This window comes from Micromonospora humi (assembly GCF_900090105.1).
GTDB classification, from domain to species: Bacteria; Actinomycetota; Actinomycetes; order Mycobacteriales; family Micromonosporaceae; genus Micromonospora; species Micromonospora humi.
Map to the genome: position 1 here is coordinate 50,522 of NZ_FMDM01000006.1, position 25,428 is coordinate 75,949.

Annotated in this window: 26 protein-coding genes and 1 riboswitch; of the genes, 16 read left to right on the forward strand and 10 right to left on the reverse strand. The window is 73.9% G+C overall.

Annotated features, from left to right (window positions below):
* The first annotated feature begins 116 nt into the window (after positions 1-116).
* Positions 117-247, forward strand: a riboswitch (cyclic di-AMP (ydaO/yuaA leader).
* A gap of 4 nt (positions 248-251) precedes the next feature.
* Positions 252-1,277, forward strand: a complete 1,026-nt coding sequence (locus GA0070213_RS13305) for a coiled-coil domain-containing protein (RefSeq protein WP_091062546.1) — start codon at positions 252-254, stop codon at positions 1,275-1,277.
* Positions 1,278-1,343: 66 nt separating this feature from the next.
* Here the strand turns inward: GA0070213_RS13305 and GA0070213_RS13310 are convergent, their stop codons facing one another.
* Complete coding sequence (locus GA0070213_RS13310; RefSeq protein ID WP_091062549.1) at positions 1,344-2,000, reverse strand: carbonic anhydrase; 657 nt, start codon at positions 1,998-2,000, stop codon at positions 1,344-1,346.
* A gap of 171 nt (positions 2,001-2,171) precedes the next feature.
* Here GA0070213_RS13310 and GA0070213_RS13315 point away from each other — a divergent pair, with 171 nt between their 5' ends.
* Together GA0070213_RS13315 and mycP are read left to right on the forward strand one after the other, a co-directional pair.
* A complete protein-coding gene (locus GA0070213_RS13315) occupies positions 2,172-2,513 on the forward strand; it encodes a helix-turn-helix transcriptional regulator (RefSeq protein ID WP_091062551.1) in 342 nt (113 codons plus the stop codon).
* 59 nt (positions 2,514-2,572) lie between these two features.
* Positions 2,573-3,811, forward strand: coding sequence for a type VII secretion-associated serine protease mycosin (gene mycP / locus GA0070213_RS13320; RefSeq protein WP_245716378.1), 1,239 nt, complete (start codon positions 2,573-2,575; stop codon positions 3,809-3,811).
* A 109-nt stretch (positions 3,812-3,920) separates the two neighbouring features.
* Here the strand turns inward: mycP and GA0070213_RS13325 are convergent, their stop codons facing one another.
* The 3 genes from GA0070213_RS13325 to eccCa form a co-directional block, all read right to left on the reverse strand.
* Positions 3,921-4,202 (reverse strand): WXG100 family type VII secretion target, encoded by a 282-nt coding sequence (locus GA0070213_RS13325; RefSeq protein WP_091062555.1) that lies wholly within the window; start codon positions 4,200-4,202, stop codon positions 3,921-3,923.
* A gap of 28 nt (positions 4,203-4,230) precedes the next feature.
* Positions 4,231-4,539 (reverse strand): WXG100 family type VII secretion target, encoded by a 309-nt coding sequence (locus GA0070213_RS13330; RefSeq protein ID WP_091062557.1) that lies wholly within the window; start codon positions 4,537-4,539, stop codon positions 4,231-4,233.
* A gap of 206 nt (positions 4,540-4,745) precedes the next feature.
* The gene (eccCa, locus tag GA0070213_RS13335; protein WP_091062559.1) at positions 4,746-8,711 is read right to left on the reverse strand and encodes a type VII secretion protein EccCa; all 3,966 of its coding nucleotides are present in this window, start codon (positions 8,709-8,711) and stop codon (positions 4,746-4,748) included.
* A gap of 155 nt (positions 8,712-8,866) precedes the next feature.
* Between eccCa and eccD the strand changes: the two genes are divergently transcribed.
* The gene (eccD, locus tag GA0070213_RS13340; protein WP_091062568.1) at positions 8,867-10,264 is read left to right on the forward strand and encodes a type VII secretion integral membrane protein EccD; all 1,398 of its coding nucleotides are present in this window, start codon (positions 8,867-8,869) and stop codon (positions 10,262-10,264) included.
* On the opposite strand, the gene GA0070213_RS13345 is transcribed toward eccD, so the two are convergent.
* Positions 10,248-11,423 carry a type VII secretion protein EccE gene (locus tag GA0070213_RS13345; RefSeq protein ID WP_091062569.1) on the reverse strand — a complete coding sequence of 392 codons (1,176 nt, stop codon included), beginning with the start codon at positions 11,421-11,423 and terminating at the stop codon, positions 10,248-10,250. The genes eccD and GA0070213_RS13345 overlap by 17 nt on opposite strands.
* Before the next feature lie 161 nt (positions 11,424-11,584).
* Here GA0070213_RS13345 and eccB point away from each other — a divergent pair, with 161 nt between their 5' ends.
* The 3 genes from eccB (at position 11,585) to GA0070213_RS13360 (ending at position 14,819) form a co-directional block, all read left to right on the forward strand.
* On the forward strand, positions 11,585-13,054 hold the full coding sequence (gene eccB, locus GA0070213_RS13350; protein WP_091062571.1) for a type VII secretion protein EccB: 1,470 nt from the start codon (positions 11,585-11,587) through the stop codon (positions 13,052-13,054).
* A 117-nt stretch (positions 13,055-13,171) separates the two neighbouring features.
* Positions 13,172-13,543, forward strand: a complete 372-nt coding sequence (locus GA0070213_RS13355; RefSeq protein ID WP_091062574.1) for a hypothetical protein — start codon at positions 13,172-13,174, stop codon at positions 13,541-13,543.
* Complete coding sequence (locus tag GA0070213_RS13360; protein ID WP_091062576.1) at positions 13,536-14,819, forward strand: WXG100 family type VII secretion target; 1,284 nt, start codon at positions 13,536-13,538, stop codon at positions 14,817-14,819. Before GA0070213_RS13355 ends, GA0070213_RS13360 begins: the two co-directional genes overlap by 8 nt.
* Before the next feature lie 65 nt (positions 14,820-14,884).
* Here the strand turns inward: GA0070213_RS13360 and GA0070213_RS13365 are convergent, their stop codons facing one another.
* A complete protein-coding gene (locus tag GA0070213_RS13365; protein ID WP_091062577.1) occupies positions 14,885-15,490 on the reverse strand; it encodes a lipocalin family protein in 606 nt (201 codons plus the stop codon).
* 209 nt (positions 15,491-15,699) lie between these two features.
* Here GA0070213_RS13365 and GA0070213_RS13370 point away from each other — a divergent pair, with 209 nt between their 5' ends.
* From GA0070213_RS13370 to GA0070213_RS13390, 5 genes are all read left to right on the forward strand, one after another.
* A complete protein-coding gene (locus GA0070213_RS13370) occupies positions 15,700-16,116 on the forward strand; it encodes a hypothetical protein (RefSeq protein ID WP_091063157.1) in 417 nt (138 codons plus the stop codon).
* 139 nt (positions 16,117-16,255) lie between these two features.
* Positions 16,256-17,080: a hypothetical protein gene (locus tag GA0070213_RS13375; protein ID WP_091062579.1), complete on the forward strand. Its 825-nt coding sequence runs from the start codon at positions 16,256-16,258 to the stop codon at positions 17,078-17,080.
* A gap of 40 nt (positions 17,081-17,120) precedes the next feature.
* Positions 17,121-17,465: a YkvA family protein gene (locus GA0070213_RS13380; RefSeq protein ID WP_091062580.1), complete on the forward strand. Its 345-nt coding sequence runs from the start codon at positions 17,121-17,123 to the stop codon at positions 17,463-17,465.
* A gap of 43 nt (positions 17,466-17,508) precedes the next feature.
* Positions 17,509-17,922, forward strand: coding sequence for a pyridoxamine 5'-phosphate oxidase family protein (locus tag GA0070213_RS13385; RefSeq protein ID WP_091062582.1), 414 nt, complete (start codon positions 17,509-17,511; stop codon positions 17,920-17,922).
* A gap of 142 nt (positions 17,923-18,064) precedes the next feature.
* Complete coding sequence (locus tag GA0070213_RS13390; RefSeq protein ID WP_091063161.1) at positions 18,065-18,676, forward strand: C39 family peptidase; 612 nt, start codon at positions 18,065-18,067, stop codon at positions 18,674-18,676.
* A 135-nt stretch (positions 18,677-18,811) separates the two neighbouring features.
* Here the strand turns inward: GA0070213_RS13390 and GA0070213_RS13395 are convergent, their stop codons facing one another.
* Positions 18,812-18,994, reverse strand: coding sequence for an antitoxin (locus tag GA0070213_RS13395; protein WP_091062584.1), 183 nt, complete (start codon positions 18,992-18,994; stop codon positions 18,812-18,814).
* A gap of 129 nt (positions 18,995-19,123) precedes the next feature.
* Here GA0070213_RS13395 and GA0070213_RS13400 point away from each other — a divergent pair, with 129 nt between their 5' ends.
* A complete protein-coding gene (locus tag GA0070213_RS13400) occupies positions 19,124-20,362 on the forward strand; it encodes an AI-2E family transporter (RefSeq protein WP_245716379.1) in 1,239 nt (412 codons plus the stop codon).
* Positions 20,363-20,408: 46 nt separating this feature from the next.
* Here the strand turns inward: GA0070213_RS13400 and GA0070213_RS13405 are convergent, their stop codons facing one another.
* The gene (locus GA0070213_RS13405) at positions 20,409-21,107 is read right to left on the reverse strand and encodes a dienelactone hydrolase family protein (RefSeq protein WP_091062585.1); all 699 of its coding nucleotides are present in this window, start codon (positions 21,105-21,107) and stop codon (positions 20,409-20,411) included.
* Between the two features lie 163 nt (positions 21,108-21,270).
* Between GA0070213_RS13405 and GA0070213_RS13410 the strand changes: the two genes are divergently transcribed.
* The 3 genes from GA0070213_RS13410 to GA0070213_RS13420 all read left to right on the forward strand — a co-directional run bounded on the left by GA0070213_RS13410 (position 21,271) and on the right by GA0070213_RS13420 (position 22,223).
* Positions 21,271-21,663: a MerR family transcriptional regulator gene (locus GA0070213_RS13410; protein WP_091062587.1), complete on the forward strand. Its 393-nt coding sequence runs from the start codon at positions 21,271-21,273 to the stop codon at positions 21,661-21,663.
* Positions 21,633-21,980, forward strand: a complete 348-nt coding sequence (trxA, locus tag GA0070213_RS13415) for a thioredoxin (protein ID WP_091062589.1) — start codon at positions 21,633-21,635, stop codon at positions 21,978-21,980. The genes GA0070213_RS13410 and trxA overlap by 31 nt, the downstream gene beginning before the upstream one ends.
* A gap of 63 nt (positions 21,981-22,043) precedes the next feature.
* The gene (locus tag GA0070213_RS13420; protein WP_091062591.1) at positions 22,044-22,223 is read left to right on the forward strand and encodes a hypothetical protein; all 180 of its coding nucleotides are present in this window, start codon (positions 22,044-22,046) and stop codon (positions 22,221-22,223) included.
* Positions 22,224-22,271: 48 nt separating this feature from the next.
* Here GA0070213_RS13420 and GA0070213_RS13425 read toward each other — a convergent pair whose 3' ends face one another.
* Both GA0070213_RS13425 and GA0070213_RS13430 read right to left on the reverse strand, forming a co-directional pair.
* A complete protein-coding gene (locus tag GA0070213_RS13425; protein ID WP_091062593.1) occupies positions 22,272-24,644 on the reverse strand; it encodes a glycoside hydrolase family 65 protein in 2,373 nt (790 codons plus the stop codon).
* Positions 24,641-25,393, reverse strand: a complete 753-nt coding sequence (locus GA0070213_RS13430; protein WP_091062595.1) for a beta-phosphoglucomutase family hydrolase — start codon at positions 25,391-25,393, stop codon at positions 24,641-24,643. The genes GA0070213_RS13425 and GA0070213_RS13430 overlap by 4 nt, the downstream gene beginning before the upstream one ends.
* Positions 25,394-25,428: the final 35 nt, after the last annotated feature.

Below are 25,428 nucleotides of genomic sequence, written 5' to 3' on the forward strand. Positions count from 1 at the left end.
GCTCACGCTGGGCAATGTCGAATTCTCGCGATTGGTCGGCTTCCGGACGTAGATCCCCGGTCGGGATCTCGGGTAACCTCGCCCCCGGTCACCGCCGAAGGCGCGCACCGGCGCCTGCGGTGCCGCCGCCCAATCGCCTCCGGGCGAACCGGGGAACCAGGTACATGGGGTGAATCCGCGCGAGCGGTAGGGGCCGCTTCCGTCCCGAACCCGTCAGCTAACCCGGTCGGCGGTCGACGGAAGGGAACACTGTGACGGCACCCCTGCGCCGCTGGTCGACACCCGTGGTGGCCGTGCTCGCCGCGTTCGCCGTGCTGGTCGGGCCGACCCCCGCCACGGCCGCCCCGCACGCCGCCGCCCCCAAGCCCTCGGGGCACGCGGAGGACGACGAGCCGCCGCTCATCACCGAGGCGATCGACTCCGCCAACCGGTCCTACCTCCAGGCGAAGTCGAAGCTCACCAAGTCGCAGGAACGCCAGAAGCGGCTGACCGCCGAGAAGGCGGCGGCGGAGGCCGACCTGGCGGCGCTCAGCCCGCAGGTCAACCAGATCGCCGCGCAGTCCTACCGGACCGGTCGGATGGGCGCGATGGCGATGCTGCTGGAGAGCCGGTCGCCCGACTCGTTCGTCGAACGCGCCAGCGCCCTGGACGAGCTCAACCTCTACAACGCGCAGCGGCTCGCCGCCATCAACGCGGCCAGGACCCGCGCCGAGCAGGCCAAGATCGCCGCCGACGCCGAGGTGCGCGAGCAGGAGAAGCAGACCAACGCGATGGCCCGCGAGCGGACCGAGGCGCAGAAGGCGCTGAAGCTGGTCGGTGGGCTCGGTTTCACCGGCGGCCTGGTGTCGGCCACCTCGCCGGTCGCCAAGGTCGGCCCCGGCCGCACCGCCGACGGCGGGTGGAAGTCGGAGTCGTGCAGCGAGAACGACCCGACCACCTCCGGCTGCGTCACGCCGCGCACGCTGCACGCGTACAAGGAGGTCAAGCGCGCCGGCTTCAACCGCTTCGTGGGTTGTTACCGTCCGGGCGGGCCGTGGGAGCACCCCAAGGGCAAGGCCTGCGACTGGTCGCTGCAGAACAGCGGCTTCTCGCCGTGGCACAACAACGACACCCGCCGGTACGGCAACGAGGTGGCCGCCTTCCTCATCCGCAACGCGGACCGGCTGGGCATCTACTACGTGATCTGGAACCGGCAGATCTGGTTCCCGGCAACCGGCTGGAGCTCCTACAGCGGACCCTCCAACCACACCGACCACGTGCACATGTCGCTGCTCTGACGCGACAGGCACACGAAGAAGGGGTCGCCCTCGGGCGGCCCCTTCTTCGTGTGGCCAGGATGGGACTCAGCCGGCGGCGAGCGCCGGGTCCGCCGGTGCGGCCGGCGTGGGCAGCGCGGCCGGGGACTGCGCCACCGTCCGCGCCTCGCCGCCGCTGAGCCGGTACGACATGCCGACCACCGCGCACGCCCCGCCGGCCACCCGCTCGGCGAGCACCGTCGAGCGGGCCAGCAGGGTCTCCACGATCTGCGCGATGTGGACGTCCACGATGCCGTCGAGGTCCTCGACGCCCTGCCGGGCGGCGCGGAGCAGGCTGGGCGACACGGCGTCCACCACCGCGCCCAGGTGCCCGGGCGGGGCGGAGCCGGTGCGGACCGCCTCGCGGGCCGCCTGGACCGCGCCGCACGAGTCGTGGCCGAGCACCACCACGAGCGGCGTGCCGAGCACGGTGACCGCGTACTCGACGCTGCCGAGCACCTCGGGGCCGGCGGTGTGCCCGGCGGTGCGCACCACGAAGAGGTCACCGAGGCCCCGGTCGAAGATGATCTCGGCGGCGAGCCGGGAGTCGGAGCAGCCGACGATCACCGCGAACGGGTGCTGGCCGTCGGCGACGGCCGCCCGCCGCCCGGCGTCCTGGTTCGGGTGCTGCGGCACACCGGTGACGAACCGGTGGTTACCGGCCCGCAGTTCGGCGAGTGCCTCGTCAGGGGTGGTCGGGGTCATCGCTGCTCACCTCGTCCTCGGGCGGAACGACCAGGCCGGCCGACAGCCGTGTCGACCTCGCGACCCACGGTCACACGTGGCCGAAGGCACGTCAAGATTTCGTGATACGCATTTCATACGTCACGGTCCCGGCCCGCGCCGGGTCCGAGCGCGGCCCCGGGAAGCCATACGATGACCACCATGGCGACCACACCAGGGGAGGACGGGAGCCGCCGCAACTGGACCTTCCTCACCAACCACGGGCACGTGCTGCTGGCCATCGCGCGCAACCCCACCGCGCGCCTGCGGGACGTGGCCGACGAGGTGGGCGTCACCGAGCGGGCGGCCCAGGCCATCGTCGCCGACCTGGAGACCGGCGGCTACCTGCGCCGCACCCGGGTGGGTCGTCGCAACGAATACACGATCAACCCCAGCGGCCGCTTCCGGCACCCGGCGGAGGCCGACCAGCAGGTGGGCGCGTTGCTCGGCCTCTTCGCCGTCGATCCGGCCCCGGACACCACCACCGAGCCGTGACCGCGGCCCGGCGCACGCCCGTGCCCGCGCGCCGACGGCCGCGACGGTAATCTCACCGCGTGCGCGACAGCTTGCGGCCGAACGGGACGACGGGGCACGTCCCCACCGGGCACCGGATCAGGTCCGTCCTCTCCGGAACGGCGGTGACCGCGCTGCTCGGCGCGGCGCTGGCGGCGCCCGCGCCCGCCGCGGCGGCGCCGGCCTGCGGACCCACCGGCGGTCCGGCCCCCACCGAGGCGCCATGGGCGCTGAGCCGGCTCGACCCGGCCGCCGCCTGGCGGGTCGGCAAGGGAGCGGGCGTCACGGTCGCGGTCGTCGACTCCGGCGTGTCGCCGAGCCACCCGCTGCTGCGCGGCCGGGTGCTCCCCGGCGAGGACTTCAACCAGCTGGTCCACCTCAAGGGGCAGTGCGACCTGGTCGGGCACGGCACCATGGTGGCGGGCATCATCGCCGGCCGCGAGGGCAGCGGCTCGCCCTACACGGGCATCGCGCCGGAGGCCCGGATCCTGCCACTGCGGGTGCTCGCCGAGAACAAGGAGAACTTCGACCCGGACGTGCCGCGCGAGATCGGCCGGGCGATCCGCTGGGCGGTCGACCACGACGCCGACGTGATCAACCTGTCCCTGGTCACCCTCGACGACCCGACGCTCAGGTCGGCGGTCGACTACGCGCTCGGCAAGGGCGTGGTGGTGGTGGCGTCCGCCGGCAACCGGCAGGAGAACCGCGAGGACCGGCCGGCCTACCCGGCGGCGTACCCGGGGGTGATCGCGGTCGCCGGCATCGACGAGCAGGGCGGCCACGTCGGCAGCTCGGTCAGCGCGGACTACGTGGACATCGCCGGCCCCGGCCTGAACATCGTCGGTCCGGCGCCCCAGGGGTCCGGCTACCGGGCCGAGCCGCAGGGCGGGACGAGCTTCGCCACCGCGTACGTCTCCGGTGCCGCCGCGCTGGTGCGGGCCGCGCACCCGGACATCAGCCCGGAAGAGGTGGCCTACCGGCTGACCCGCACCGCCGACAACCCGCCCGACGGCCACAACGCCCAGGTCGGGTACGGGATGGTCAACCCCTACCGGGCGGTGACCGGGCTGCTGGGCACGCGCAGCGACCCGCCGCTGGGCGCGATGCCGGCGCCCGCGCCGCACACCGACCCGCTGGCCCGGCAGCGCACGGTCGCGATCTGGGCCGCCGTCGTCGGCGCGCTGCTGGCCGGCGTCCTGCTGACGCTGCGGCCGATCCTGGCGCGTGGGCGGCGGCGCGGCTGGCGCCCCGGCCGGCGCGACGTGCCACGGGACGCCTGACCCGACGCTCCGCCCGCACCCGGCGGGAACGGGCGGAAGGCGACCCCGAAAAGCACCGCGGCCCCGCCCGACACGAGCCGGAGCGGAGCCGCGGTGGACCGGTCGAGGGTCAGTTGCCCCAGACCTTGGAGTTGCTCATCTCCGTGGTCATGTAGTTCTCGCGGGCGATGCCCACCGCGCCGCCGATCTCGTTGAGGACCTTGTTGATGTCCCGCACGGCGGCGTCCCACTGGGCCTGGTGCTGCTGGTAGGCGACCCGGTCCTGGCCCTCCCACTCGAGCTTCGTCAGCATGGCCCGCAGCGTGTCCAGCTTCTCGTCGATGGTCCGCGAGATGGCCTGCATCTGCTGGTTGCTGCTCTCGAGGACAGCGTAGTCAACCTTGATGCTCATCGATTCCTCCTCTGCCTGTCTTCGCGGATCACGGGTTGAGCGCAGAGTGGAACTTGTCCAGCATCTGCTGCTGCTCTTCGTCGTTGACCTGGTGAGTCGTGCCGGACTTGTCAAGCAGGTCCGCGATGTTGTCCATCGCGGTCAGCAGCTTGGCGGTGTCCTCGGTCCAGCGATTCATCAGGCTCTGGAAGCCCGTGGAGGCCTGACCCTTCCAGGCCATGGCCAGGTCATCGACCACGTTCCACAGCTTCTTGAGCTCGCCGTCGACATCGCTGCGCGTGGACCGCACGTCACTCGCGGCGGTGTGCAGAGTCGCTGCACTGACCTCGAACGCCATGCTTCACACCCTTCCGTCATGTTGTGGCGGCGGATCCGCCGCGCCTCTCCCCCGCGGCAAGGCGAACACACCCCACCGACGGACACTTCATCCGAACCGTAGCGGACGACGTCCAGCCCGCGCAGCCCTGCCGTCCCATCGTCGAATTCCGACAGGCCAACGCGATCCGGCGCGGACCGTACGAGTTGGACGGTGCCGGGTCGCGATCAGGCCGGCTCGGTCCACGCGGTCTGGATCAGATGCTGGCCGTCGCGGCGTCGGACCAGCGTGCCCCGGCCCGGCGGCTGCGGACTCGGCCGCAGGTTGCCGAAGACCGCGCCCTCCTCCCGGCTGCCGGACATCAGCAGGCCCGGCGAGTCCAGCTCGCGCAGCCGCTGCAGCACCGGCTCGTAGAGGGCCCGCGCCACGCCGCCCACCCGCCGCGTCACGATCAGGTGCAGGCCGATGTCACGTGCCTGCGGCAGCAGCTCGTGCAGCGCGCTGAGCGGATTACTGCCACCGGAGGCGACCAGGTCGTAGTCGTCCACCAGGATGTAGAGCTCCGGCCCCTTCCACCAGCTGCGGTCACGCAGCTGCGCGGTGGTCACGTCCGGGCCGGGCAGCCGGTTCTGCAGGGCGCTGCGGATCGAGCCGAGCCCCTGGCTGAACACCTGGTTGGACGGCGCGTAGTCGAGCAGGTGGTCGCCCTCGACCGCGCCCAGCAGCCCGCGCCGGTAGTCGGCGATGACCAGCCGCGCCTGGGCCGGCGTGTAGCGCTCCGCGATCCCCCGGGCGATCAGCCGCAACAGGTTGGTCTTGCCGCACTCGGCGTCGCCGAAGACCGTCAGGTGCGGCTCGCTCGCCAGGTCCAGGTAGACCGGGGCGAGCGCCGACTCGTTCACCCCGACCGGGATGCCCGGGGCGGCCCGGTCGACCACCCGGGCCAGCTCGTCGACAGTGAGCTTGCGCGGCAGCAGCCGCACCTTCGGCGCCGGCCGACCCGGCCAGTTCGTCGCCACGTGCCCGGCCAGCGCGATCGACGCCTCGGTCAGGTCCTCGATGTCGCGCTTGCCGTCGATCCGCGAGATCGCGGTCAGGAAGTGCAACTTGTCGCGGGTCAGGCCGCGGCCCGGCGCGCCGACCGGCACGTTCTGCGCGGCCCGCCGGTCGATCTCCGACTCGGACGCGTCGCCGAGCCGCAGCTCCAACTTGGTGCCGAGCAGGTCCCGCATGTTGATCCGGATCTCCGCCCAGCGCACCGCCGTGATCACCACGTGCACGCCGAACCCCAGGCCCCGGTTGGCCAGGTTGGTGATGGTCTGTTCCAGCTCCTCGTACTCCTGGCGCAGCGTGTTCCAGCCGTCCACCACGAGGAAGACGTCACCGAACGGGTCGTCGGCGAACTCACCGGCGGCCCGCCGCCGCCGATAGCTGGCCACCGAGTCGATGCCGTGCTGGGTGAACCGGGTCTCCCGCTCGTCGATCACGGCGACCACCTCGGCGACCGTGCGCCGGACCGCCTCGACGTCACGCCGGCCGGCCACCCCTGAGGTGTGCGGCAACCCGTCCAGGCTGCGCAGCGCGCCACCGCCGAAGTCGAGGCAGAAGAACTGCACCTCGCGCGGCGTGTGGGTGAGCGCCAGCGAGGCCAGCATCGAGCGCAGCATGGTGCTCTTGCCACTCAGCGACGCACCCACGATCACCACGTTGCCGCCGGCACCGGCGAGGTCCACCATCATCGGGTCCCGGCGCTGCTCGTAAGGCCGGTCCACGATGCCCACCGGCACGGCCAGCCGGCCGCGACCCGGCCAGTCCGCGGTGGTCAGGCCGAACGTCGGGTGCACGCTCAGCGGCGGCAGCAGCTCGGCCAGCCCGGACGGCTCGGCCAGCGGCGGCAGCCACACCTGGTGCGCGGGCCGGCCGCGGCCCTTGAGCTGCGCGATCAGCACGTCCAGCATGGACATCGCCTTGCCGTCGCCGGCCTGGTCCGGCTCCGGCGCGGTCTCGGCCGGGGTGGGCAGCGCCGGCACCGGCACGTAGTCGATGCCGTACGGCACGATCCGGCGCTGCACCTGCGCCCGGGTCGAGCGCTGCACCTGCCCCGGCGCCCGGTACGGGCCGGAGACGTAGGCGGCACGGAACCGCAGCATGGTGGCCGTGTCGGTCTTCAGGTAGCCGTGCCCCGGCGCGCTCGGCAGCTCGTACGCGTCCGGCACGCCGAGCACGATCCGGCTCTCCACCGCCGAGAAGGTACGCAGGCCGATCCGGTAGGACAGGTGGGTGTCCAGCCCGCGCAGCTTGCCCTCCTCCAGCCGCTGGGAGGCGAGCAGCAGGTGCACGCCGAGCGAACGGCCGAGCCGGCCGATCATCACGAACAGGTCGATGAAGTCCGGCTTGGCGGCCAGCAACTCGGAGAACTCGTCGCAGATGATGAGCAGGCTGGGCATCGGGTCCAGCGGTTCACCGGCCGCCCGCGCCTTCTCGTAGTCGTAGCGGGAGACGTAGTTGCCGGCCGCCCGCAGCACCTCCTGCCGGCGGTTCATCTCGCCGGCCAGCGCGTCGCGCATCCGGTCGACCAGCGGCAGCTCGTCGGACAGGTTGGTGATCACGGCGCTGGTGTGCGGCAGCGCGTCCAGCGAGGCGAAGGTGGCGCCACCCTTGAAGTCGACCAGGACGAAGTTGAGTTCCTCCGAGGAGTGCGTCACGGCCAGCGCGCCGACCACCGTCCGCAGCAGCTCGCTCTTGCCGGAACCGGTGGCACCGATGACCAGGCCGTGCGGCCCCATGCCCTCGTGCGCGGACTCCTTGAAGTCCAGTTCGACCACGTTGCCGTCGGGCCCCAGGCCGAGCGGGATCCGCAACCGGTCGCGCTGGCTGCGCGGGCGCCACGTCTGCCGGGTGTCCACGGTGGCCGCGTCGCCGACGCCGAGCAGGTCGGGCAGCTCCATGCTGCGGGCCAGTGGTTCGTCGGTGCTGGCGCCCTGCTGCTGGGAGAGCCGGAACGGGGCGATCTGCCGGGCCAGCCCCTCGGCCGCCGCCAGGGTCAACCGGTCCGGCCGGCCCAACCGGGACGACGTGGCGCCCCGCACCAGGTCGAGCCCGCTGCCGTCACCGGCGTCCAGGCAGAGCAGCCAGCGACCGGCGTCGCGCGGCACCGCACCGGACAGGTCCACCACGGTGGTGCCGAGCAGCCCCGGCCCGGTCAGCGCGCAGGTCGCCGAGACCTCCCCGCCGTCGAGCACCACCACCACGTGCGCCGCGGTGGTGAGCGGCTTCGCCTCGGGCGCGAACCGGGGTCGGCCGCCCAGCTCGTTGCCGAGCGCCGACTCCGCCTCGCTGAGGCCGGCGAAGACCATCCGGCGCGCCCCGGCCGCGTCCGTCCGCCCCGGGTGCTGGGCGTGCGGCAGCCACTTGACCCAGTCCCAGGCCGGCTGCCGGTCCGGCGCGGCCACCACGACCACCAGCAGGTCCTCCGGCGCGTGGAACGTGACCAACTGGCCCACCGCGGCCCGGGCCAGGTCGAGCACCGCCTCCCGGTCACCGCGCAGCGCGATCCGGCTGAACGCGCGCAGCGACAGCGCGGTGGGCAGGTCCGGCACGCTGGAGTGGGCGCGGACGAACCGGCGCAGCGCGATCGCGCTCATCGGCTCCAGGTCCTCCACCGGCTTGGTCTCCGGCGGCACGATCTCCACCGCCAGCCGTTGCGGGCCGAGCGCGATCCGCACCTCGCCGAAGTCGTCCTCGGTGATCCGCCGCTCCCACAGCCGGCGCGAGGCGGCGATCGACCAGAGCGCGTCCGGCTCCGGGTGCCGCCAGGTCATCGCCGCGCGCTGCTGCTCGGCCGCCCGCCGGGTGCGCTTGCGCATCTGCGCCAGGTAGCGCATGTAGTCGCGGCGCTGGGCGTTCAACTCGGCCTTGTCGTTGCCGCCGTTGCCGAGGGTGCCGAGCGCCATGCCCAGCATCGACACGCCGAACAGGCCACCGGCCACATAGGTCATCATGCCGCCACCACGACCGGCGTAGAGGAAGGCCATCGCGCCGACGCCGCAGAGCATCGGCAGGATCATCAACACCTGGCCCATGCCCTTGGCCTGCGGCTCCGGCAGCTCGGGCGGGGACTCCAGCAGCACCTCGCCGCGTGGCAGCGCCGGCCCCGGTTGACGCGGAAGTCGGCGGAACACCACCGTACTCACGGCTCTCCCCTCCCCAGAAGGGCTGCCACCGCCGGCGAGCGTCGGGTGGGCAACCTGTGCGAGGGCCATCGTAGGTAATCTCCCGGAGGCGTCGTGGACCCGTGGGGGCGACGTCGACGGCCGGGTGGATCGTAGGCGAGCACGAGGAGGCCACTGTGGCGACGAAGACGGCGACCGGCGGGCTGAGCCGGATCACCATCGTGGCGCCGCGCACCAGGATGGATCTGGCGTTGCCGTCCGACGTGCCGCTGGCCGACCTGCTGCCCACGCTGCTGCGCTACGCCGGCGAGGATCTCGCCGACGAGGGCGTGCGGCACGGCGGGTGGAGCCTGTCCCGGCTCGGCGGGCAGCCGCTCGACGGCGGGCGCACCGCCGCGCAGCTCGGCGTCCGCGACGGTGAGGTGCTCTACTTCAACCCGCGGGCGGCCACCGCACCCGAGATCGTCTTCGACGACGTGGTGGACGCCGTCGCCACCTCCACCACCCAGCGGCCCGGCGCCTGGCAGGTGGGCACCACCCGGGCGTACGCGGTGCTTCTCGCCTCCTCGGCGCTGGCCGCCGGCGCGGTCGCGGCGCTGTTCGCCGGGCCGCCGCACCTGCCCGGCGCGGTGGCCGCCCTGGTGGTCGCGATCGCCCTGCTGGTCGGCGCCGCGGTGCTGTCCCGGGCGGCCGGCGACAGCCGCACCGGCGCGGTGCTGGCCCTGGTCGGGGTCGGCTACGCGGCGGTCGGCGGCCTGCTGGTGCTCGCCGGGGACCGACCGCTCGGCGAGCTGGCCAGCCCGCACGTGCTGCTCGCCGGCACCGCGGTGGTGCTCTTCGCCGCGATCGCCGCGCTCGCCGTCGGGGACCGGCTGCCGCTGTTCCTCGGCGCCGTCGGCGTGGGCGCGGCGGTCGGCCTCGGCGCGGTGCTCAGCCTGGCGTTCGGCATCGACGCGGCCGCGTCGGCGGCGGTGGTGTCCGCGGTGGCGTTCGGCGCGTTGCCGGCGCTGCCGATGCTCGCCTACCGGCTCGCCCGGCTGCCGGTGCCGTCGATCCCGACCGGCCCGGAGGACCTGAAGACCGACACCGAGTCGGTGGACGGGCCGTCGGTGCTGCGCAACAGCGAGCGCGCCGACGCGTTCCTCACCGGTCTGCTGTGGACCGTGTCGCTGCTGGTGCTCGGCGGGGAGGTGGTGCTCGCCGCCGACGGCCGGCTGCCGGCGATCCTGCTCTGCCTGGTGCTGGCACTGCTGTCGCTGCTGCGGGCCCGCCCGTTCCTCGGCCGGGGCCAGCGCGTCCCGGTGCTGCTCGCCGGCAGCCTCGGCCTCGGGCTGGCCGCCGCGGCGGTCTTCGACGCCGGGTCGCTGGCGGTCCGGCTGGGGCTGATCCTCGGCGGCCTGGCCGTGCTGGCGGTGATCAGCCTGGTCTACGGGCTGACCGTGGCCGGCAAGCGGATCTCCCCGGTCTGGGGCCGCACCCTGGACATCATCGAGATCCTGCTGATCATCGCCCTGGTGCCGCTGGCCGTGTGGGTCTGCGGCATGTACGGCTGGATCGTCAACCTTCGACCGTGACGGTGCCCATCGCGGTGCCGACCGGCGCGGTGGCGTAGACGCCGGGGCCGTGCTGGCCGTCCAGCGGGCGGGCCGGCACCCCGGCCCGCCGGGCCATCTCACGGACCACCTTCACCAGCGCCTCGGCGTGCCCGTCCATGGCCGCGACCCGCAGCAGCGGCGGCACCCGCCGGCCGCCGGGGAGCACCACGGCGGCGACCGTGTGCGAGGGCGCCGAGGTCGAGGTGACGGCGTCCACCAGCGCGCCCAGCGAGCCGTTGGGACGGACCCGCAGCGCCAGGCACCGCTGGGTCCAGCCGCCCCCGCGCAGGCTGGTCCAGGACTCGACCGGGGACTCCGGGGCCAGGTCGAGCCCGGCGCCGGAGACCACCGCCGCGTGCAGCTCGTCGCGGCCGAGCACCCGGTGGCCGAGCCCGGCGGCGTGGAGTGCCTTGCCGAGCCGGCCCACCCCGGCCGCCACCGTCCGGTGCACGCCGTGCAGGCCGCCGCCGCGGCTCACCGTCTCGGACCGGGCGTCGCTCACCGACAGGCGCAGCGCCACCCACACCGTGCGGTGCGCCGCGGGCGGTGCGCCCGGCGCGGGGTACCAGACCAGGGTGTGCGAGACGACCTGGGTCTGGGTGACCGGGCCGGCGAAGTCGGCGAGCACCGCGAGGGCCCGGTCCACGGTCGCCGCCTCGATCGGCCCGGCGGGCGCGCCGGGCCGGCCGGTCAGCGCCACCGCGGCGAACCAGCCCCGGTCGTCCTGGCCGATGCCGAGCCGGGTGCCGCGTTCGGTCAGCTCCACCACGGTCAGCTCGGGGGCGAGCGCGGCCAGCCGGGGGTCGCCACCGGGCAGCGCGCCCCGAGCCCGCTCGCGGCGGCGGCGCAGCCGGCGGCGGAGCATCAGGTCCTCGTACCACCAGCGGCCGCCCCGCCGGGCGAACGCGGCCACCACGGCCAGCAGCGCCAGCCCCGCGACGGTGGCGAGCAGCCAGACCGGGCCGGCGGTGGCGAACCAGACGGCGAGCGCCGCGCACTCGACCACGACGAGCTGACCGACGACGACCGGGCCGAGCCGGCCCCGCCGCCGCTTGTCGGCCGGGGTGACCGGCCGGTCCGCCGGCGTCGCGGCGGGGGCGGTGGCCGTACGACCGGGTGGCGCCTGGAGCTGCGTCATCGGTGAGCGTCCCTTCTGGACATCCTGGGCATCCGCCGGCGGGGTGCGTGGTCGGGTGGCGGACGGGGTCCGGCGCACCCCCGACGGCCCCTTATCGTAGGGAAGCCCGCGACGCTGTTCGGACCTGATCGTCGCGGACCCACCCCTGCCGGAGGTTAGTCATGCGGACCCGCCGCGATCAGGTGCAGGCGTACCGCTTCGTCACCCGCCGCATCGTCTCCGCGTTGCTCGCCGGCGACCCGGAGACCAACGACCTGCCGATGCGCCGCCTGGGCATGGCGGTGTTCGGCAGCGTCATCGCGGCGGCCGTGGTGCTCGGCGGCGTGGGCGCGTACGGGCAGCTCACCAGCAACTCCGCACCGCTCGCGGCGAACACCGTGGTGATCGAGCGGGAGACCGGCGCCACCTACTATTTCGGCGACGACCAGGTGCTGCACCCGACGCTCAACTACGCCTCGGCCCGGCTGGTGGTCAACGACGCCTCGTCCGAGGTGCGCACCATGTCGCAGGCGTCGATCAAGGACCGGCCGCGCGGTCGGATGGTCGGCATCGTGGGCGCGCCGGACGACCTGCCGGACCGCAGGTCGCTGGTGGGGCTTCCCTGGTCGGTCTGCGACGTGCCGGATCCGAACGACCCGCAGCGCTCGACCACCCGGCTGCTGATCGACAGGTCGCTGCCCGGCGGCACGCCGCTCACCGACCAGGCCGTGCTGGTCCGCACGAGCGACGCGCGCTACCTGCTCACCGGCGGCGCCCGGCTGCGCGTGGCCGGCGACGAGCAGGCGCTGGTCGCCTTGAAGATGGCCGGCGCGACCAACCTCACGGTCGGGCAGCAACTGCTGAACGCGGTGCCGGTGGGTCCGGTGCTGCGCAAGCCCACGATCGACTCCGACGGTCGCCCGAGCGGGCTCACCGTGGCCGACCGGCCGGCCCGGATCGGGCAGGTCTACCAGGCCGCCGGCCAGTACTACGTCCTCACCCGGCAGGGGCTGGCGACGGTGCGTGAGGTGACGGCGCTGCTGCTCCAGGGCGGCGGCGGCGGGGTGACCCAGATCACTCCCGACGAGGCCGGGCGGCTCTACACCGACCAGCGCCTGGAGCCGGAGGGGCTGCCGGCCCGGATGCCCACGCTGCACGAGGTGCGCCCCGGTCGCACCGTCCTGTGCGCCACCTACCGGGCCGGTCCGGCCGGCCAGCCGCCGACCACCACACTGGAGGTCTTCGACTCCCCGCCGGCGGAGCTGACCGCGTCGACGGCGGTGCCGGCCCGGCAGGGCGGCCGGGACGCGGTCCGCACCGCCGAGAGCGTGCTGCTGCCCGGCGGCAAGGGCGCGTTGGTGCAGGCCACGGCCGGTGAGAGCGGCAAGCCGGCGGCCGGCTCCACGGTCTACCTGATCACCGCCCAGGGGATCCGCTACCCGCTCGGCGCCGATGGCGGCGACGCGCGGAGCGCGCTCGGCTACGGCGACGTGCCGCCGGTGGCGGTGCCCGCCTCGCTGCTGGCGCTGGTGCCGACCGGGCCGACCCTGGACCGGGCGGGCGCGCTGACGTACTTCGATGCCGGAGCGGTGCCGGAGGGTGCCGCCTCGCCCTCGGCCGGCGGCGAGGCGGCCCAGGTCCCGGGCGGCTGACCCGCCGCCGGTAGGTCCGAAGTGGAGCAGTGCGGTCACGGGTCGCCCGGGCTGGCGCGATTCGACTAACCTGAGCGTGGCTCCAACGGCTCGCGACGACGACAACGGGGATACAGCATGACCGGGCGCACGACAGTTGACGTACTGTCCTTGGAGGACTTCCACCTGCGGCTCGAGCGGCGTCTGCACGAGGCGGAGTCGGTGCTGCGCAAGCTCAACACCGAGATGCAGTGCCGGCCGCCCGCGCTCGGCACGTTCACCGACGCGACCGACAACTCGCGCCGCTACTCCGAGATCCACCAGAGCTACGTCGATCACGTCGACCGGCTGCGCCGGGCGGTCCTGGCCGCCCGCGAGGCGACCGCGACGATCATGACGAACTACAAGACCGCCGAGGCCCGCAACGCCGCCGCGGCGGCCGACATCGCCGCCGCGCTCTCCGGGCTGAACGAGGCGATGAAGCAGCCGAAGGAGGATCCTCGTGTCTGAATACACCCAGCGCTACCAGCACGTCAGCCACGAGGAGCTCTACCAGGGCGTCAACGCCGGCGACCCGACCCAGATCGAGGGCCTGAGCGCCCAGTGGACCTCGCTCAAGGGCACGCTCGACGACCTCGCCCGCGACCTCGCCGCCGACCTGGACGGGCTGACGAAGACCTGGACCGGCGACGCCGCACGCGAGTTCCAGCGCCGGCTCACCGTGGTCTCCGACTACTCCGGCAACCTCGCCGAGGGGATGACCGGCATCCGGCAGGCGCTCGACATGATGGCCGGCGACCTGCGCGCCGCCCAGACCACGTCGGAGAGCCCGGAGAAGACCGACGACAACGACAAGCTGCTCGGCGGCGCCGGCAAGGGTTTCCTGCTCGGCGGCGCGCCGGGCGCGGTGATCGGCGGCATCATCGGCCACCAGCAGGACGAGGCCGAGCAGGAGAAGGCGCACCAGCGGATGGTGCAGGTGGTGGCGAAGCTCGCCGAGGGTTACGACTTCTCGGCGTACGGCCGGATCGTCGTGCCGGAGCCACCCCCCATCCTCCTGCCCGGCCAGAACGACCACAGCGACCCGCCGCTGCACGACGGCCCGTCGGTGAAGACGCCGTCGTCGGGCCCGACCCTGGGCAGCTTCGGTCCCGGCGTGAACGGCACCGCGACCACGTCGGGCGTGCACCACACGGCCCCGACCAGCGGCACGCCGGGTGACGGCGGCCCGGGCGGCGGCAATCCGGGCAGCCAGACCGGCGCGGGCGGCCCCGGCTCGGTCACCACCGGCGGCACGGTCGACCCGAGCGGCACCTCGCTGGCCGGTGCCGGTCCGCTGACCGGCACCACGGCCGGTCCGACGATCGGTGGCGGCCCGGGCTTCGGCCCCGGCGCCGGCAACCCGCCGACCGCGACGGCCGGCGGTGGTGGCGGTGGGCTCTTCGGCGGCCCCGGTGTGCTCAGCACCGGCTCGCTCGCCGGCACCGGCCCCAACGCGGCGTCCGCGGCCCGGCTGGGCGGCGTGCCCGGCGCGGAGAGCCGGTCGGCGGCCGGCACCGGGCGGCTCACCTCGGGCCGTGGCCTGACCGTCGAGACGGAGAGCAAGTCGTCCGGGCGCACCGGCGCGTCCGGCCGGCCCGCGATGGCCGGCCGCAACGGGGTGCTGGGCGGGCGCGGCACCTCCGACGACGACGAGTCGGAGGGTCGGCTGACCTGGCTCACCGAGGACGAGATGGTCTGGGGCGACGGCGGCGCCGTCCCACCGCCGGTGCTCGGCGGCAACTGACCTGGCACGACGAACGGCGCGGCACCCCTCGACGGGTGCCGCGCCGTTCGACGTCGACGCCCGGTTCAGCAGAACGCGCCGGCCTTCGCGCCGCCGTCCTGCCGGGTGGTGCGGAAGTCACAGAGGTCGTAGCCGTTGTCGGTGAGCGTCGCCCGCACGTCGGCGAGCTGCTGCGCGTCCAGGGCCGGTTCCCGGGACAGCACGAAGCCGCTGCTGCGGTCCGGGTCGCCGACGACCGCCCAGCGGTAGTCCGGGTCCAGCCCGATCACCACGTAGTTCGGGCCGCCCAGATAGATCCACCGGCCGCCGAGCTTGACGAAGGAGACGGTCAGCGCCGAGTCGGCGGGTGGGTTCTCGCTCCGGGCCCGCCCGGTGACCGTGCTGGTGGTGCCGACGATCGTCCGGCAGGTGTTGCGGACGCCGATGGTGCCGTCGGGCTGGACGTCGTACCGGGCCTTGACGTTCTTGAAGCACTGGATCTCGAACCACTGCGGGATCGCCGCGACCTGGTACCAGTCGCCGACGTACCGGTCGACGTCGACGTCGGCGACCGGGCGCAGCGGCCCGGTGTCGACCGACGTGCTCGCCGCCCGAGCCGGTGCGGCGGCACCCAGGACGGTGGCGGCGGTCAACGCGGCGACCAGTGCCTTCGCGGCGCGGCGTGCTCCCATGGCTTCTCCTCGCGGTCGGGTGTCCGATCGCAGCAGTGTGCCCGACCGGACCGGCCGGAAACTGTCACCAATCTCATCACCGTCGATGCATCCGGCCGCACCGTCCGGAGCGAAGAAGAAGGTCTGTCCACACCGATCCGTGGGGCGGCTCACGAAACCGGCAAGATCGTCGAGCTGCGCGATCCGGCGTTGACCGATAGGTTGATGTGGTGCTGCCCGTAGCGTTCGCCTCGTCCACCTGGACGGCGATGCTGCGCCGGATCGCCCGCACCGCCGTGACCACGCTGGCGTTGATCGCCGGGATGCAGGGCTTGGCGGCCGCACCCGCCGACGCCACGACGACGCCCACCACGGTGGCGGTGGTCGACGTCGAGAGGCCGGCCACGACGGCGGCCGTCGACGGTGTCGACGCCACGCCGCTCCGGCCGGTCTTCACCACGCGGGCGACCGTGGTCGCACCGTCCACGGCGTCCGCCACCCACACCGCCGACTCGATCACCACCGGGCCGGCCGTCCCCGCCCGCGCCGATGACGGCGCCGCCGAACCGGTTCCCGGCGTCGAGGTCGTCGCCGCCGCCGAGCCGCTCCGGGCGGCCATCGCCCGCCGCGGGCCGCCGCGCGCCTGACGGGCCACCTTTCCGGTACGCCCCGGCGCGACCCCGCCGTCGCCGCCTCTCGCGCATCCCCGTCGCGCCCCGCCGCGCACACCGCCCGTCCTCCGGGCCAATCGTCTATCGACAATCGCTCCACCCTGAGGTGCCGCACATGCAGACCGTCTTCTCCACCGTCCTGCCGGACGTCCCCGCCGCCGCCGTGATCTGGCTGGCCCTGCTCGCCCTCGCGGCGGTCGTGGTCGCCGCGCTGGTCGTCCGTCCGACCCGGTTCCGCTCGGTGTTCGGCGACCGGATCAGCGAGGCCGCGCGACCGAGCAGCATCGATCTGGCCGAGCAGTCCCGCGAGCGGGCCCGGGAACGCAGCCGCTACGCCGACGAGGTCTCGGTGGCCGCGTCCCGCGCGGCGGTGACCGCCGAGCGGAGCCGCGCGGACTGGTCGGCCGCCCAGGACGAGGCCGAGGAGAGCTGGCTGGTCTACCAGGCGGCGGAGGAGGACGTCCGACGGCTGGCCGCCGCCGCGGCGCTGCCGCTGCCCCGGACCGCCCGGACCCCGGCCGAGTACGCGGACCGGGAGCGCTGGCTGCACCGGGCGGCGCTGGACGCCCAGTGGCGCAAGGAGATCACCGTGCAGCAGCTCAGCGACATCCTCGGTGGGCGCGGCTGGGACCCGAGCCGGCACCCGGTGGAGCAAGAACTGCTGCTGCGTCGGCTGGTGCGGGACAATCTCCGCGCCCGGCACCACGCCGCCGCCGAGCGGGAACAGGCCGCCTGGCGGGCCGCCGAGACCGCCGCGGCCGCGGCGCGGAGCCTGCGCGAGGAGGCGTTCGCGGCGCTGCACCCGGTGGCCGAGCCGCAGGCGGCGCTCGCCATCGTGGGCTTCGCCGGCCCGGAGACCACCCGGGAGCTGCCGGCCGCCGAGGTCACCCGTGAGCTGGCGCCGGTGGCCCGGGGCCGGGCCGCCGTGGCGGCCTACTGATCGTCGGGCGGCGATGGCCCGGCTGGGCTAGCGTGATGTCGTGTCCCGTGAATCCTGGTTGCTTGTCGGCCTCGCCGCCGTCGTCGCCGTGGCGACACTGGTCGGGGCGGTGCTGCTCGCGATCCGGGTGGTCCGCACCCGCCGCATGCTCGGGGCGCTCGGCGCCGGCGGCAAGGTCGCGTTCTACGGCGCGCTGATCTACACGATCCTGCCGGTCGACCTGCTGCCCGACCCGATCTACCTGGACGACATGGGCGTGCTGGCCGGCGCGTTGTTCTATCTGGGTCGGCTGGCCGCCAAGCACCGGGCGGCGCAACGCCTCACCCGGGAGGCTCCGGCCCCGTCGCTGCCCGCCGCCCCGCCGGGTGGCGCGCCGCGTCGATGACCGATCATCAGCTCGACGGTCCGGCAGCGAGCGAGGAGACGGCATGTCCGGGGATCACCGGTTGGACCCGCACGACGGGCGGGTCGCCCGCTTCTTCGCCGATCGGCACCTCGCCACGCTGACCACGTTGCGCGCCGACGGCACCCCGCACGTCGTGCCGGTCGGGGTGACCTTCGACCCGGAGACCGGGCTGGCCCGCGTGATCACGTCGGGTGGGTCGGCCAAGGCCCGGCACGTGGCGGCCGCCGGGGCGGCGGGCACGCCGGTGGCGGTGTGTCAGGTCGACGGCCGCTGGTGGCTGACCGTGGAGGGCCGGGCGGTGGTGCGTCGGGACCCGGAGTCGGTGGCGGAGGCCGAGCGGTGGTACGCGGCCCGCTATCGCCAGCCCCGCCCGAACCCGGAGCGGGTGGTCCTGGAGATCGCGGTGACCCGTCTGTTGGGAAGCCTGCCCGACTGAGGCGTCCGTCCGGTTCGGCGGTGGCCCCGCTCACCGCCGGAATGGGGCCACCACCAGGGCCGTTGCACTCTGGCGTACGCCGAGCGCCCACTGAAGGTGCCGCGTCTCCCCACGGAGCGTCGACCCCCGAATGGAGCCCCGCATGAACCCGATCGTCCGTAGGTGCCTGCTCTCCGTCGCCGGCCTGGCCGCTGCCGGCAGCACCGTCGCCGGCCCGGCCGTGGCCGCGCACGCCGCCCCGGTCAAGGGCAAGGGTGACCCCAGCGCCGACTACGAGTACCAGGCCCAGCCGAACTTCTTCTACTGCGGGCCGGCCTCTGCCCGGATCGCGCTCTCCGCCGAGGGCAAGGACGTCAGCCAGGACGAGCTGGCCGCCAAGCTGGGCACCACCGAGAGCGGCACCGACTCCGCGATCGACGTCACCCGGGTGCTCAACGAGTACACCGGCGGCAAGTACAGGACCACCGAGATCCGCGACGACGTGGCCACCCGCGAGCAGGTCGAGCGGCTGCGGGCGGACGTCCGCGCCGCGGTGGACGCCGACCGGCCGGTGGTGGCGAACATCCTGGGCGGCGCCCGGGACGTCGACGGGGTGGAGCACTACTACCCCGGTCACTACCTGACGGTGGTGCGCTACCAGGACGACGGGAACACGGTGCTGATCGCGGACCCGGCCCGGCCGGACGAGCCGACGTACTGGATGAGCGTGACCGAGCTGGCCAACTGGATCGCCGGTCGCGGCTACAGCTCCTGACCCCGACCGCCGCGGCGGCCATGCTCCCCGGCGGGGCGTGGCCGCCGTCGTGTGTCACGAGCCGGGGGTACGCGTCGCGCCGGACGGCACGGATCCCGGGCCACCGCGCGGGCGGCCCGGGATCCGAACGGGTGGTCAGCGTGCGGTGTCGCCCTCACCGGTGCGCTGCTGCGCCATGTCGACGCCCTTGTCGATCTGCTGGTCGTACTTGCCGCCGGTGCGCTGGTCGGCCATGTCACCGGCCCTGTCGAGGCCCTTGTCGACCTGCTCGTCGTGCTTGTCGGCGAAGTCCTTGGCCTTGTCCATGAAGTCACTCATGTCGCATCTCCTTTCGGTACGTTGAAAGCCTTCCCTGCGGCCGGGGGCGCAAACACCGGGCGGGCGATCACGGCCCGGGTGTCGGATTCACCCGCGTCGGGTACCAACGGCCTCGATCGAGGAGGCGACGTGGACGCTGGCAGGCCCGACCCGGCCCAGGTTGACCCGGCCCGGCAGGATCCGGCCCGGCCGGACGATGCGCGGGCCGCCGAGGCGCGACCCGGTGAGGCGCGACCCGGTGAGGCGCGGTCGGCCGACGCGCCGTCGCAGCCGCGGGTCGGCCTGGCGCAGCCCGGGCCGCGACAGACCTGGGCGGGGCTGCCCTGGCCGGTGCGGACGGCGGTGACCTGGAGCGCCTGCCTGCTGGTGGTGGCCGCCGGTCTGTGGCTGCTCGGGAAGGTGGCGGTGCTGCTGGCCCCGCTGGCCGTGGCGCTGGCCGGCACGCTCTTCCTCACCGCGCTGCTCGACCCGGTGCTGGTGCGGTTGCGTCGGCTGCGGGTGCCGGCCGCGCTCGCCGCGTTGCTCACCGTCCTGTTGCTGCTCGGCGTTCTGGTCGGGGCCGGGGTGCTGGTCTGGAACCTCACCGCGAGCCAGTTCGGCGAGTTGAGCCAGCAGCTCGACGAGGGCCTGCAACGCAGCCGCGAGTTCGTCACCTCCACGCTCCCGGTGACCGATCAGCAGCTCGACAAGCTGGTGGAGCAGATCCGCCAGGGGGTCAGCGCCGGCGCGCCCGACCCGGTGGCCGGCGCGCGGAAGGCCGCCGAGGTGGCCGGCGCGCTCCTTCTCGGCCTGGTGCTGCTCTTCTTCCTGCTCAAGGACGGCCGGTCGATGTGGCACTGGGTGCTGCGGCGGCTGACCGGCCCGCGTCGCGAGGTGACCGCCGCGGCGGGCCGGGCGGGGTGGCGGACGCTCGGGGCGTACAGCCGGGGCACGATGATCATCGCGGCGATCGACGCGATCGGCATCGGGTTGGCCCTTGTCGTGCTGCGTGTCCCGCTGGCCCTGCCGCTCGCCCTGATCACGTTCCTCGGCGGGTTCGTGCCGATCATCGGCGCCACCGTCGCCGGCGCGGTGGCGGTGCTCGTCGCGCTGGCTGCCAACGGCCCCACCACCGCCCTGCTCACGCTCGCCGCGGTGATCGCCGTGCAGCAGATCGAGGGCAACCTGCTGGAGCCGCTCGTGATGCGCCGCCAGGTGCAGCTGCACCCGGCGGTCATCCTGGTGGTGGTCACCGCCGGCACGCTTGTCGCCGGGGTGGCCGGCGCGTTCGTCTCGGTGCCGATCGCGGCCGTGCTCTGGCGGGTGCTGGACACCGTGCAGCGACACCGGTCCGCCGAGGTGGCACGCCCCGCCGACGCCACCGGCTGACCGGCCGGTCGACGCACCGCTGACCGGCCGACGCGTGGTCGACGGCTCAGGCCGGGTGGGGCTGGCGCAGGTGGGCGACGAACCAGGCGCCGGCCTGGTCGGCCACCTGCTCCAGCGTGCCGGGCTCCTCGAAGAGGTGGGTGGCGCCCGGCACGATCCGCAGCTCGGCCACCTCGCCCAGCGCGTCGCGCGCCTGCTCGTTCAGCGTGATCACCCCCCTGTCCAGGCCACCGACGAGCAGCAGCGTCGGTGCGCGTACCGCCGTCAGTGAGCTGCCGGCCAGGTCCGGACGCCCGCCCCGGGACACCACCGCGCCCACCCGCTCGGGCCGGGTCGCGGCGGCGACCAGCGCGGCGGCCGCGCCGGTGCTGGCGCCGAAGAGGCCGACCGGCAACCGGCCCAGCTCCGGGTCGGCGCCCATCCAGTCGACGATGCCGGCGAGCCGCTCGGCCAGCATCCCGATGTCGAAGCGCAGCTCGGCGGTGACCTCGTCGCGGGCCTCCTCGTCGACGGTCAGCAGGTCGACCAGCATGGTGCCCAGCCCGCGCGCGGTGAGCGCCCGCGCCACGGCCACGTTGCGCGGACTGCGCCGCGAACTGCCGCTCCCGTGCGCGAACAACACCACCCCGACCGCCCCCGACGGCACGGCCACCTCCCCGACCAGCCCGCCGTCCACCACCGGCACCGAAACCTCACGCACGCCCCTCACCTCCGCCGCCCGCATACCCACCACCCCGTCGATCATGAAGTTGACTGCCGGGAGAGCGCTCCCCCAGCCAGCCAACTTCATGATCGACGCAGGAAGGGGGCAGGGAGAGGGCAGGGAGAGGCAGGGAGAGGGCGGGGTTGCGTTGACGTCGGCGGCAAGGTTTAGCGTCGGCCGTGGACGGGACGGGCAGGAGGTAGGGATGCGGATCGGGGAGTTGGCGCGGCGGGCCGGCACGAGCACCCGGACGCTGCGCTACTACGAGACACACGGGTTGGTCCGGCCGGGGCGGTCCGCCAACGGCTACCGGGTCTACGACGAGGCGGAACTCCGCGTCGTGCACGAGATCCGCTCGCTGCTGGCGATCGGCTTCGGACTGGACGACATCCGTCCGTTCGTCGCCTGCCTGCGGGCCGGGCACGACTCCGGCGACGTCTGCCCCGACTCGGTGGCGGTGTTGCGGCGCAAGCTCGCCGAGGTGGACGACTACCTCGACCGGCTCGGCTCGGTGCGCCGCCGGCTGCACGACCAACTCGCCCGCGCGATCGCCCAACGGGAGGAAACATGCCTCAGGACACGCGGACCGGCCGGCTGAGCCCGGTCACCGACGCCACCTTCGCGGCCGAGGTGCTGGCCGCCGACCGGCCGGTCGTGGTCGACTTCTGGGCCGAGTGGTGCCCGCCCTGCCGGGTGGTGTCGAAGCACCTGTCCGAGCTGGCCGAGGAGTTCGGCGACGCGATCCGCTTCGTCGCGCTGAACACCGACGAGAACCCGGCGACCACCCGCGCCTACCAGATCATGTCCGCGCCGACGCTGCTCGTGTTCAAGGGCGGCGCGGTGGTCGGCTCGACCGTCGGCTCCCGGCCGAAGAACCACCTGCGGCAGAGCTTCGCCGGCCACCTGGACGGTTGAGCCCACCTCGGGCGGGAACGCGCGGGGTGACCACGGACCCCGACCGATCGCGAGGTTCTGACGATGGCGAAGAAGGACAGGACGCGGGAGCAGGAACCGACCGACCAGAAACGCCGCGAACAGGAGTTGGAACGTTCGCCGGACTGGGCCGACCGCGCCGCGTCGGCGCGTACCCCCGAGGACCCGCGGGCGGTCGCGCCGCGCGACCCGGGCGGACGTCCGTCCAACGGACCCCAGTTCTGAGGTACGCGGACCGCGCGGTCCCGCCCTCCGGGGCGGGACCGGCCGGCCTCAGCCGGCGTGTTCCGGCAGGTGCATGAGCGGCGCCCGGCCCGGCGGTTGCTCGGGCTGCGGCCCGGGTGCGTGCGCCTGCGGCACCGGCACGGTGACCGGCCGGGCGCAGGTGACCCGCAGCGGCTCGCCGTGGTGCAGCAGGTCGAGCACCGTGTCCGGCCCGCCGTTGCGCAGCGAGTACGTCGTCTGGTGCGGGCGGACGTCGACCCGCAGCCGCATCGACCGCCACTGCAACGAGAACTCCAGACGGCTGAGCCGGCTGGAGAGCCGGGGCGCGAAGGAGAGCGTCCCGTCGTGGTCGCGCAGCCCGCCGAAGCCGGCGACCAGCGCGATCCAGGCGCCGGCCAGCGACGCCATGTGCACGCCGTCGCGGGTGTTCTCGTTGAGGTCGTGCAGGTCCATCAGCGCGGCCTCGCGCAGATAGCGGTGGGCCAGCTCGGGGAAGCCCACCTCGGCCGCGAGGACGGCCTGGGTGCAGGCGCTCAGCGACGAGTCGCGGACGGTACGGCGTTCGTAGTAGGTGAAGTTGCGCAGCTTCTCGGCGGCGCTGAACGCGTCACCGCGCCAGTGCATGGCGAGTACCAGGTCGGCCTGCTTGACCACCTGCTTGCGGTACAGGTCGAAATAGGGGTAGTGCAGCAGCAGCGGATACTTCTCCGGCGGCGTGTGCTCGAAGTCCCACTCCTGCAACCGGGTGAAGCCCTCCACCTGCTCGTGCACGTCGATCTCCGAGTCGTACGGGACGTGCATGTCCTGCGCGGCGTCCCGCCAGGCGGCCGCCTCCTCCTCGGTGACGCCGAGGTCGAGCGCCTGGTCGCGGTAGCGCATCGCGCAGTCGGCGGCGGTGAGCAGGTTCCGTTGTGCCATCAGGTTGGTGTAGACGTTGTCGTTCTTGACGGCGGTGTACTCGTCCGGGCCGGTCACCCCGTCGATGTGGAACCGGCCGGCGCGGTCGTGGTGGCCGAGGGAGCGCCACAGCCGGGCGGTCTCGACCAGCAGTTCCAGCCCGATCTCCTTCTCCAGCGCCTCGTCGCCGGTGACCAGCACGTAGCGGCGCAGCGCGTCGGCGATGTCGGCGGCGATGTGGAACGCGGCGGTCCCGGCCGGCCAGTACGCCGACGACTCGGGCCCTTCGATGGTGCGCCACGGGAACGCCGCACCTTCCAGGTTCAAGGTGCGGGCCCGTTCCTGCGCCTGGGTCAGGGTGTCGTAGCGCCACTGGAGGGCGTCCTTCACCGCGCCGGGCTGGGTGTAGGTGAGCACCGGCAGCACGAACATCTCGGTGTCCCAGAACGCGTGCCCGTCGTACCCGGGGCCGGTGAGGCCCTTGGCCGAGATGGGCCGCCGTTCCGCGCGGGCACCGGCCTGGAGCACGTGGTAGAGGCCGAACCGGACCGCCTGCTGCACCTCCGGGTCGCCCTCGACGCGCACGTCGGCGGCGTCCCAGAAGGTGTCCAGGTATTCGCGTTGCGCGCGGCGCAGCCCGTCCCAGCCGTCGAGGCGGGCGGAGGACAGCGCCGCGCCGACCTGGTCGCGCAACGCCGGCAGCGACCGGCGGCTGGACCAGCCGTACGTCAGGTACTTGACCACCCGCAGCTTCTCGCCGGGCTTGAGCACGCAGCCGATGGTGGTGCGGACCCAGTCCTGGTAGCCCTCGGACTCGATGGTGGTGCGTTCGGGGCCGTGCACGTCGTGGCCCATCGCGGCGGCGACCCGCAGGCCGCTGACCTTGGTGCGGTGGATGAGCAGGCCACCGTCGTCGGTGGTCAGCTCCTCCTCGGCCAGCAGCGGCGATTCGAGGACGGCGGCGACCCGGGGGTCGCGGCTCTGCGGCGGCAGCGACTCGTTCGCCACCAGCTCGGACTGGAGGATCAGCCGCAGTGGCCCGTCGACCGCCTCCACCTCATAGTTGATCATAGCGACCGAGCGGTGGGTGAACGAGACCAGCCGGGTGCTGCGCACCTTGACCTCGCGACCGGCCGGGGAACGCCAGTGCACCTCCCGCTGGAGGGTGCCGGCGCGCAGGTCGAGGACCCGTTCGTGGTCGAGCAGCTCCCCGTAGCGGACGTCGAGCGGTTCGTCGTCGACGAGCAGCCGGATCAGCTTGCCGTTGGTGACGTTGACGATGGTCTGCCCCGACTCGGGGAAGCCGAAGCCGGCCTCCGCGTAGGGCAGCGGGCGCAGCTCGTAGAACGAGTTCAGGTAGGTGCCGGGCAGGCCGTGCGGCTCACCCTCGTCGAGGTTGCCGCGCAGCCCGATGTGACCGTTGGAGAGCGCGAAGACCGACTCGGACTGGGCCAGCACGTCCATGTCGAGCCGCACCTCGCGCACGTGCCACGGCTCCACCGGGTAGGACCGTTCCCGGATCATGCGGCCGGCTCCGTGGTGAGCAGGTCGTCGAGGTCGGAGACCACCACGTCGGCGCCGTGCGCCCGCAGCTCGTCGGCCTGGCCGACCCGGTCGACGCCGACCACGTACCCGAAGCCGCCGGCCTTCCCGGCGGCCACCCCGGCGAGCGCGTCCTCGAAGACGGCGGCCTTCGCGGGTGCGACGCCGAGCATCCGGGCACCTTCCAGGAACGTGTCCGGGTGCGGTTTGCCCGGCAACCCGCGTCGGCGGGCGACCACGCCGTCGACCCGCGCCTCCAACCACCGGTCCAGCCCGGCGGCGTGCACCACGGCCTCGCAGTTGGCGCTGGCCGAGACCACCGCCCGGCGCAGCCCGGCCCGGGTGGCCGCCTCCAGGTAGCGCACCGAGCCGTCGTAGACCTCGACGCCGTTGTGCGCGATCCGCTGGAGCAGGACGACGTTCTTGCGGTTGCCGACGCCGTTGACGGTGTCCGCGTCCGGCGGGTCGTCGGGGGTGCCCTCGGGCAGCGTGATGCCGCGCGAGGCGAGGAACGAGCGCACCCCGTCGGCGCGTGGTTTTCCGTCCACGTACCGGTTGTAGTCCGGTCCGGGGTCGAACGGGTGGAACGGCTCGCCGGTCTCGGCCGCCCGGCGGCGCAGGAACGCGTCGAACGTCTCGGCCCAGGCGGCGTTGTGCACCTTGGCGGTCTGCGTGAGCACGCCGTCCAGATCGAAGAGACACGCGGTCACGTGCGCGGGTAGGCCCAGCATTGCCTGAATCTATCCAGGCGGGTCACCGGGCAAAC

What these genes read in the sequence shown, in the direction of transcription:
- GA0070213_RS13310 (WP_091062549.1), bottom strand. Translation starts at nt 2,000, where the DNA reads ATGACCCCGACCACCCCTGACGAGGCACTCGCCGAACTGCGGGCCGGT.
- GA0070213_RS13315 (WP_091062551.1), top strand. Translation starts at nt 2,172, where the DNA reads ATGACCACCATGGCGACCACACCAGGGGAGGACGGGAGCCGCCGCAAC.
- GA0070213_RS13325 (WP_091062555.1), bottom strand. Translation starts at nt 4,202, where the DNA reads ATGAGCATCAAGGTTGACTACGCTGTCCTCGAGAGCAGCAACCAGCAG.
- GA0070213_RS13330 (WP_091062557.1), bottom strand. Translation starts at nt 4,539, where the DNA reads ATGGCGTTCGAGGTCAGTGCAGCGACTCTGCACACCGCCGCGAGTGAC.
- GA0070213_RS13345 (WP_091062569.1), bottom strand. Translation starts at nt 11,423, where the DNA reads ATGACGCAGCTCCAGGCGCCACCCGGTCGTACGGCCACCGCCCCCGCC.
- eccB (WP_091062571.1), top strand. Translation starts at nt 11,585, where the DNA reads ATGCGGACCCGCCGCGATCAGGTGCAGGCGTACCGCTTCGTCACCCGC.
- GA0070213_RS13355 (WP_091062574.1), top strand. Translation starts at nt 13,172, where the DNA reads ATGACCGGGCGCACGACAGTTGACGTACTGTCCTTGGAGGACTTCCAC.
- GA0070213_RS13365 (WP_091062577.1), bottom strand. Translation starts at nt 15,490, where the DNA reads ATGGGAGCACGCCGCGCCGCGAAGGCACTGGTCGCCGCGTTGACCGCC.
- GA0070213_RS13375 (WP_091062579.1), top strand. Translation starts at nt 16,256, where the DNA reads ATGCAGACCGTCTTCTCCACCGTCCTGCCGGACGTCCCCGCCGCCGCC.
- GA0070213_RS13385 (WP_091062582.1), top strand. Translation starts at nt 17,509, where the DNA reads ATGTCCGGGGATCACCGGTTGGACCCGCACGACGGGCGGGTCGCCCGC.
- GA0070213_RS13390 (WP_091063161.1), top strand. Translation starts at nt 18,065, where the DNA reads ATGAACCCGATCGTCCGTAGGTGCCTGCTCTCCGTCGCCGGCCTGGCC.
- GA0070213_RS13395 (WP_091062584.1), bottom strand. Translation starts at nt 18,994, where the DNA reads ATGAGTGACTTCATGGACAAGGCCAAGGACTTCGCCGACAAGCACGAC.
- GA0070213_RS13405 (WP_091062585.1), bottom strand. Translation starts at nt 21,107, where the DNA reads ATGATCGACGGGGTGGTGGGTATGCGGGCGGCGGAGGTGAGGGGCGTG.
- GA0070213_RS13410 (WP_091062587.1), top strand. Translation starts at nt 21,271, where the DNA reads ATGCGGATCGGGGAGTTGGCGCGGCGGGCCGGCACGAGCACCCGGACG.
- trxA (WP_091062589.1), top strand. Translation starts at nt 21,633, where the DNA reads ATGCCTCAGGACACGCGGACCGGCCGGCTGAGCCCGGTCACCGACGCC.
- GA0070213_RS13420 (WP_091062591.1), top strand. Translation starts at nt 22,044, where the DNA reads ATGGCGAAGAAGGACAGGACGCGGGAGCAGGAACCGACCGACCAGAAA.
- GA0070213_RS13425 (WP_091062593.1), bottom strand. Translation starts at nt 24,644, where the DNA reads ATGATCCGGGAACGGTCCTACCCGGTGGAGCCGTGGCACGTGCGCGAG.
- GA0070213_RS13430 (WP_091062595.1), bottom strand. Translation starts at nt 25,393, where the DNA reads ATGCTGGGCCTACCCGCGCACGTGACCGCGTGTCTCTTCGATCTGGAC.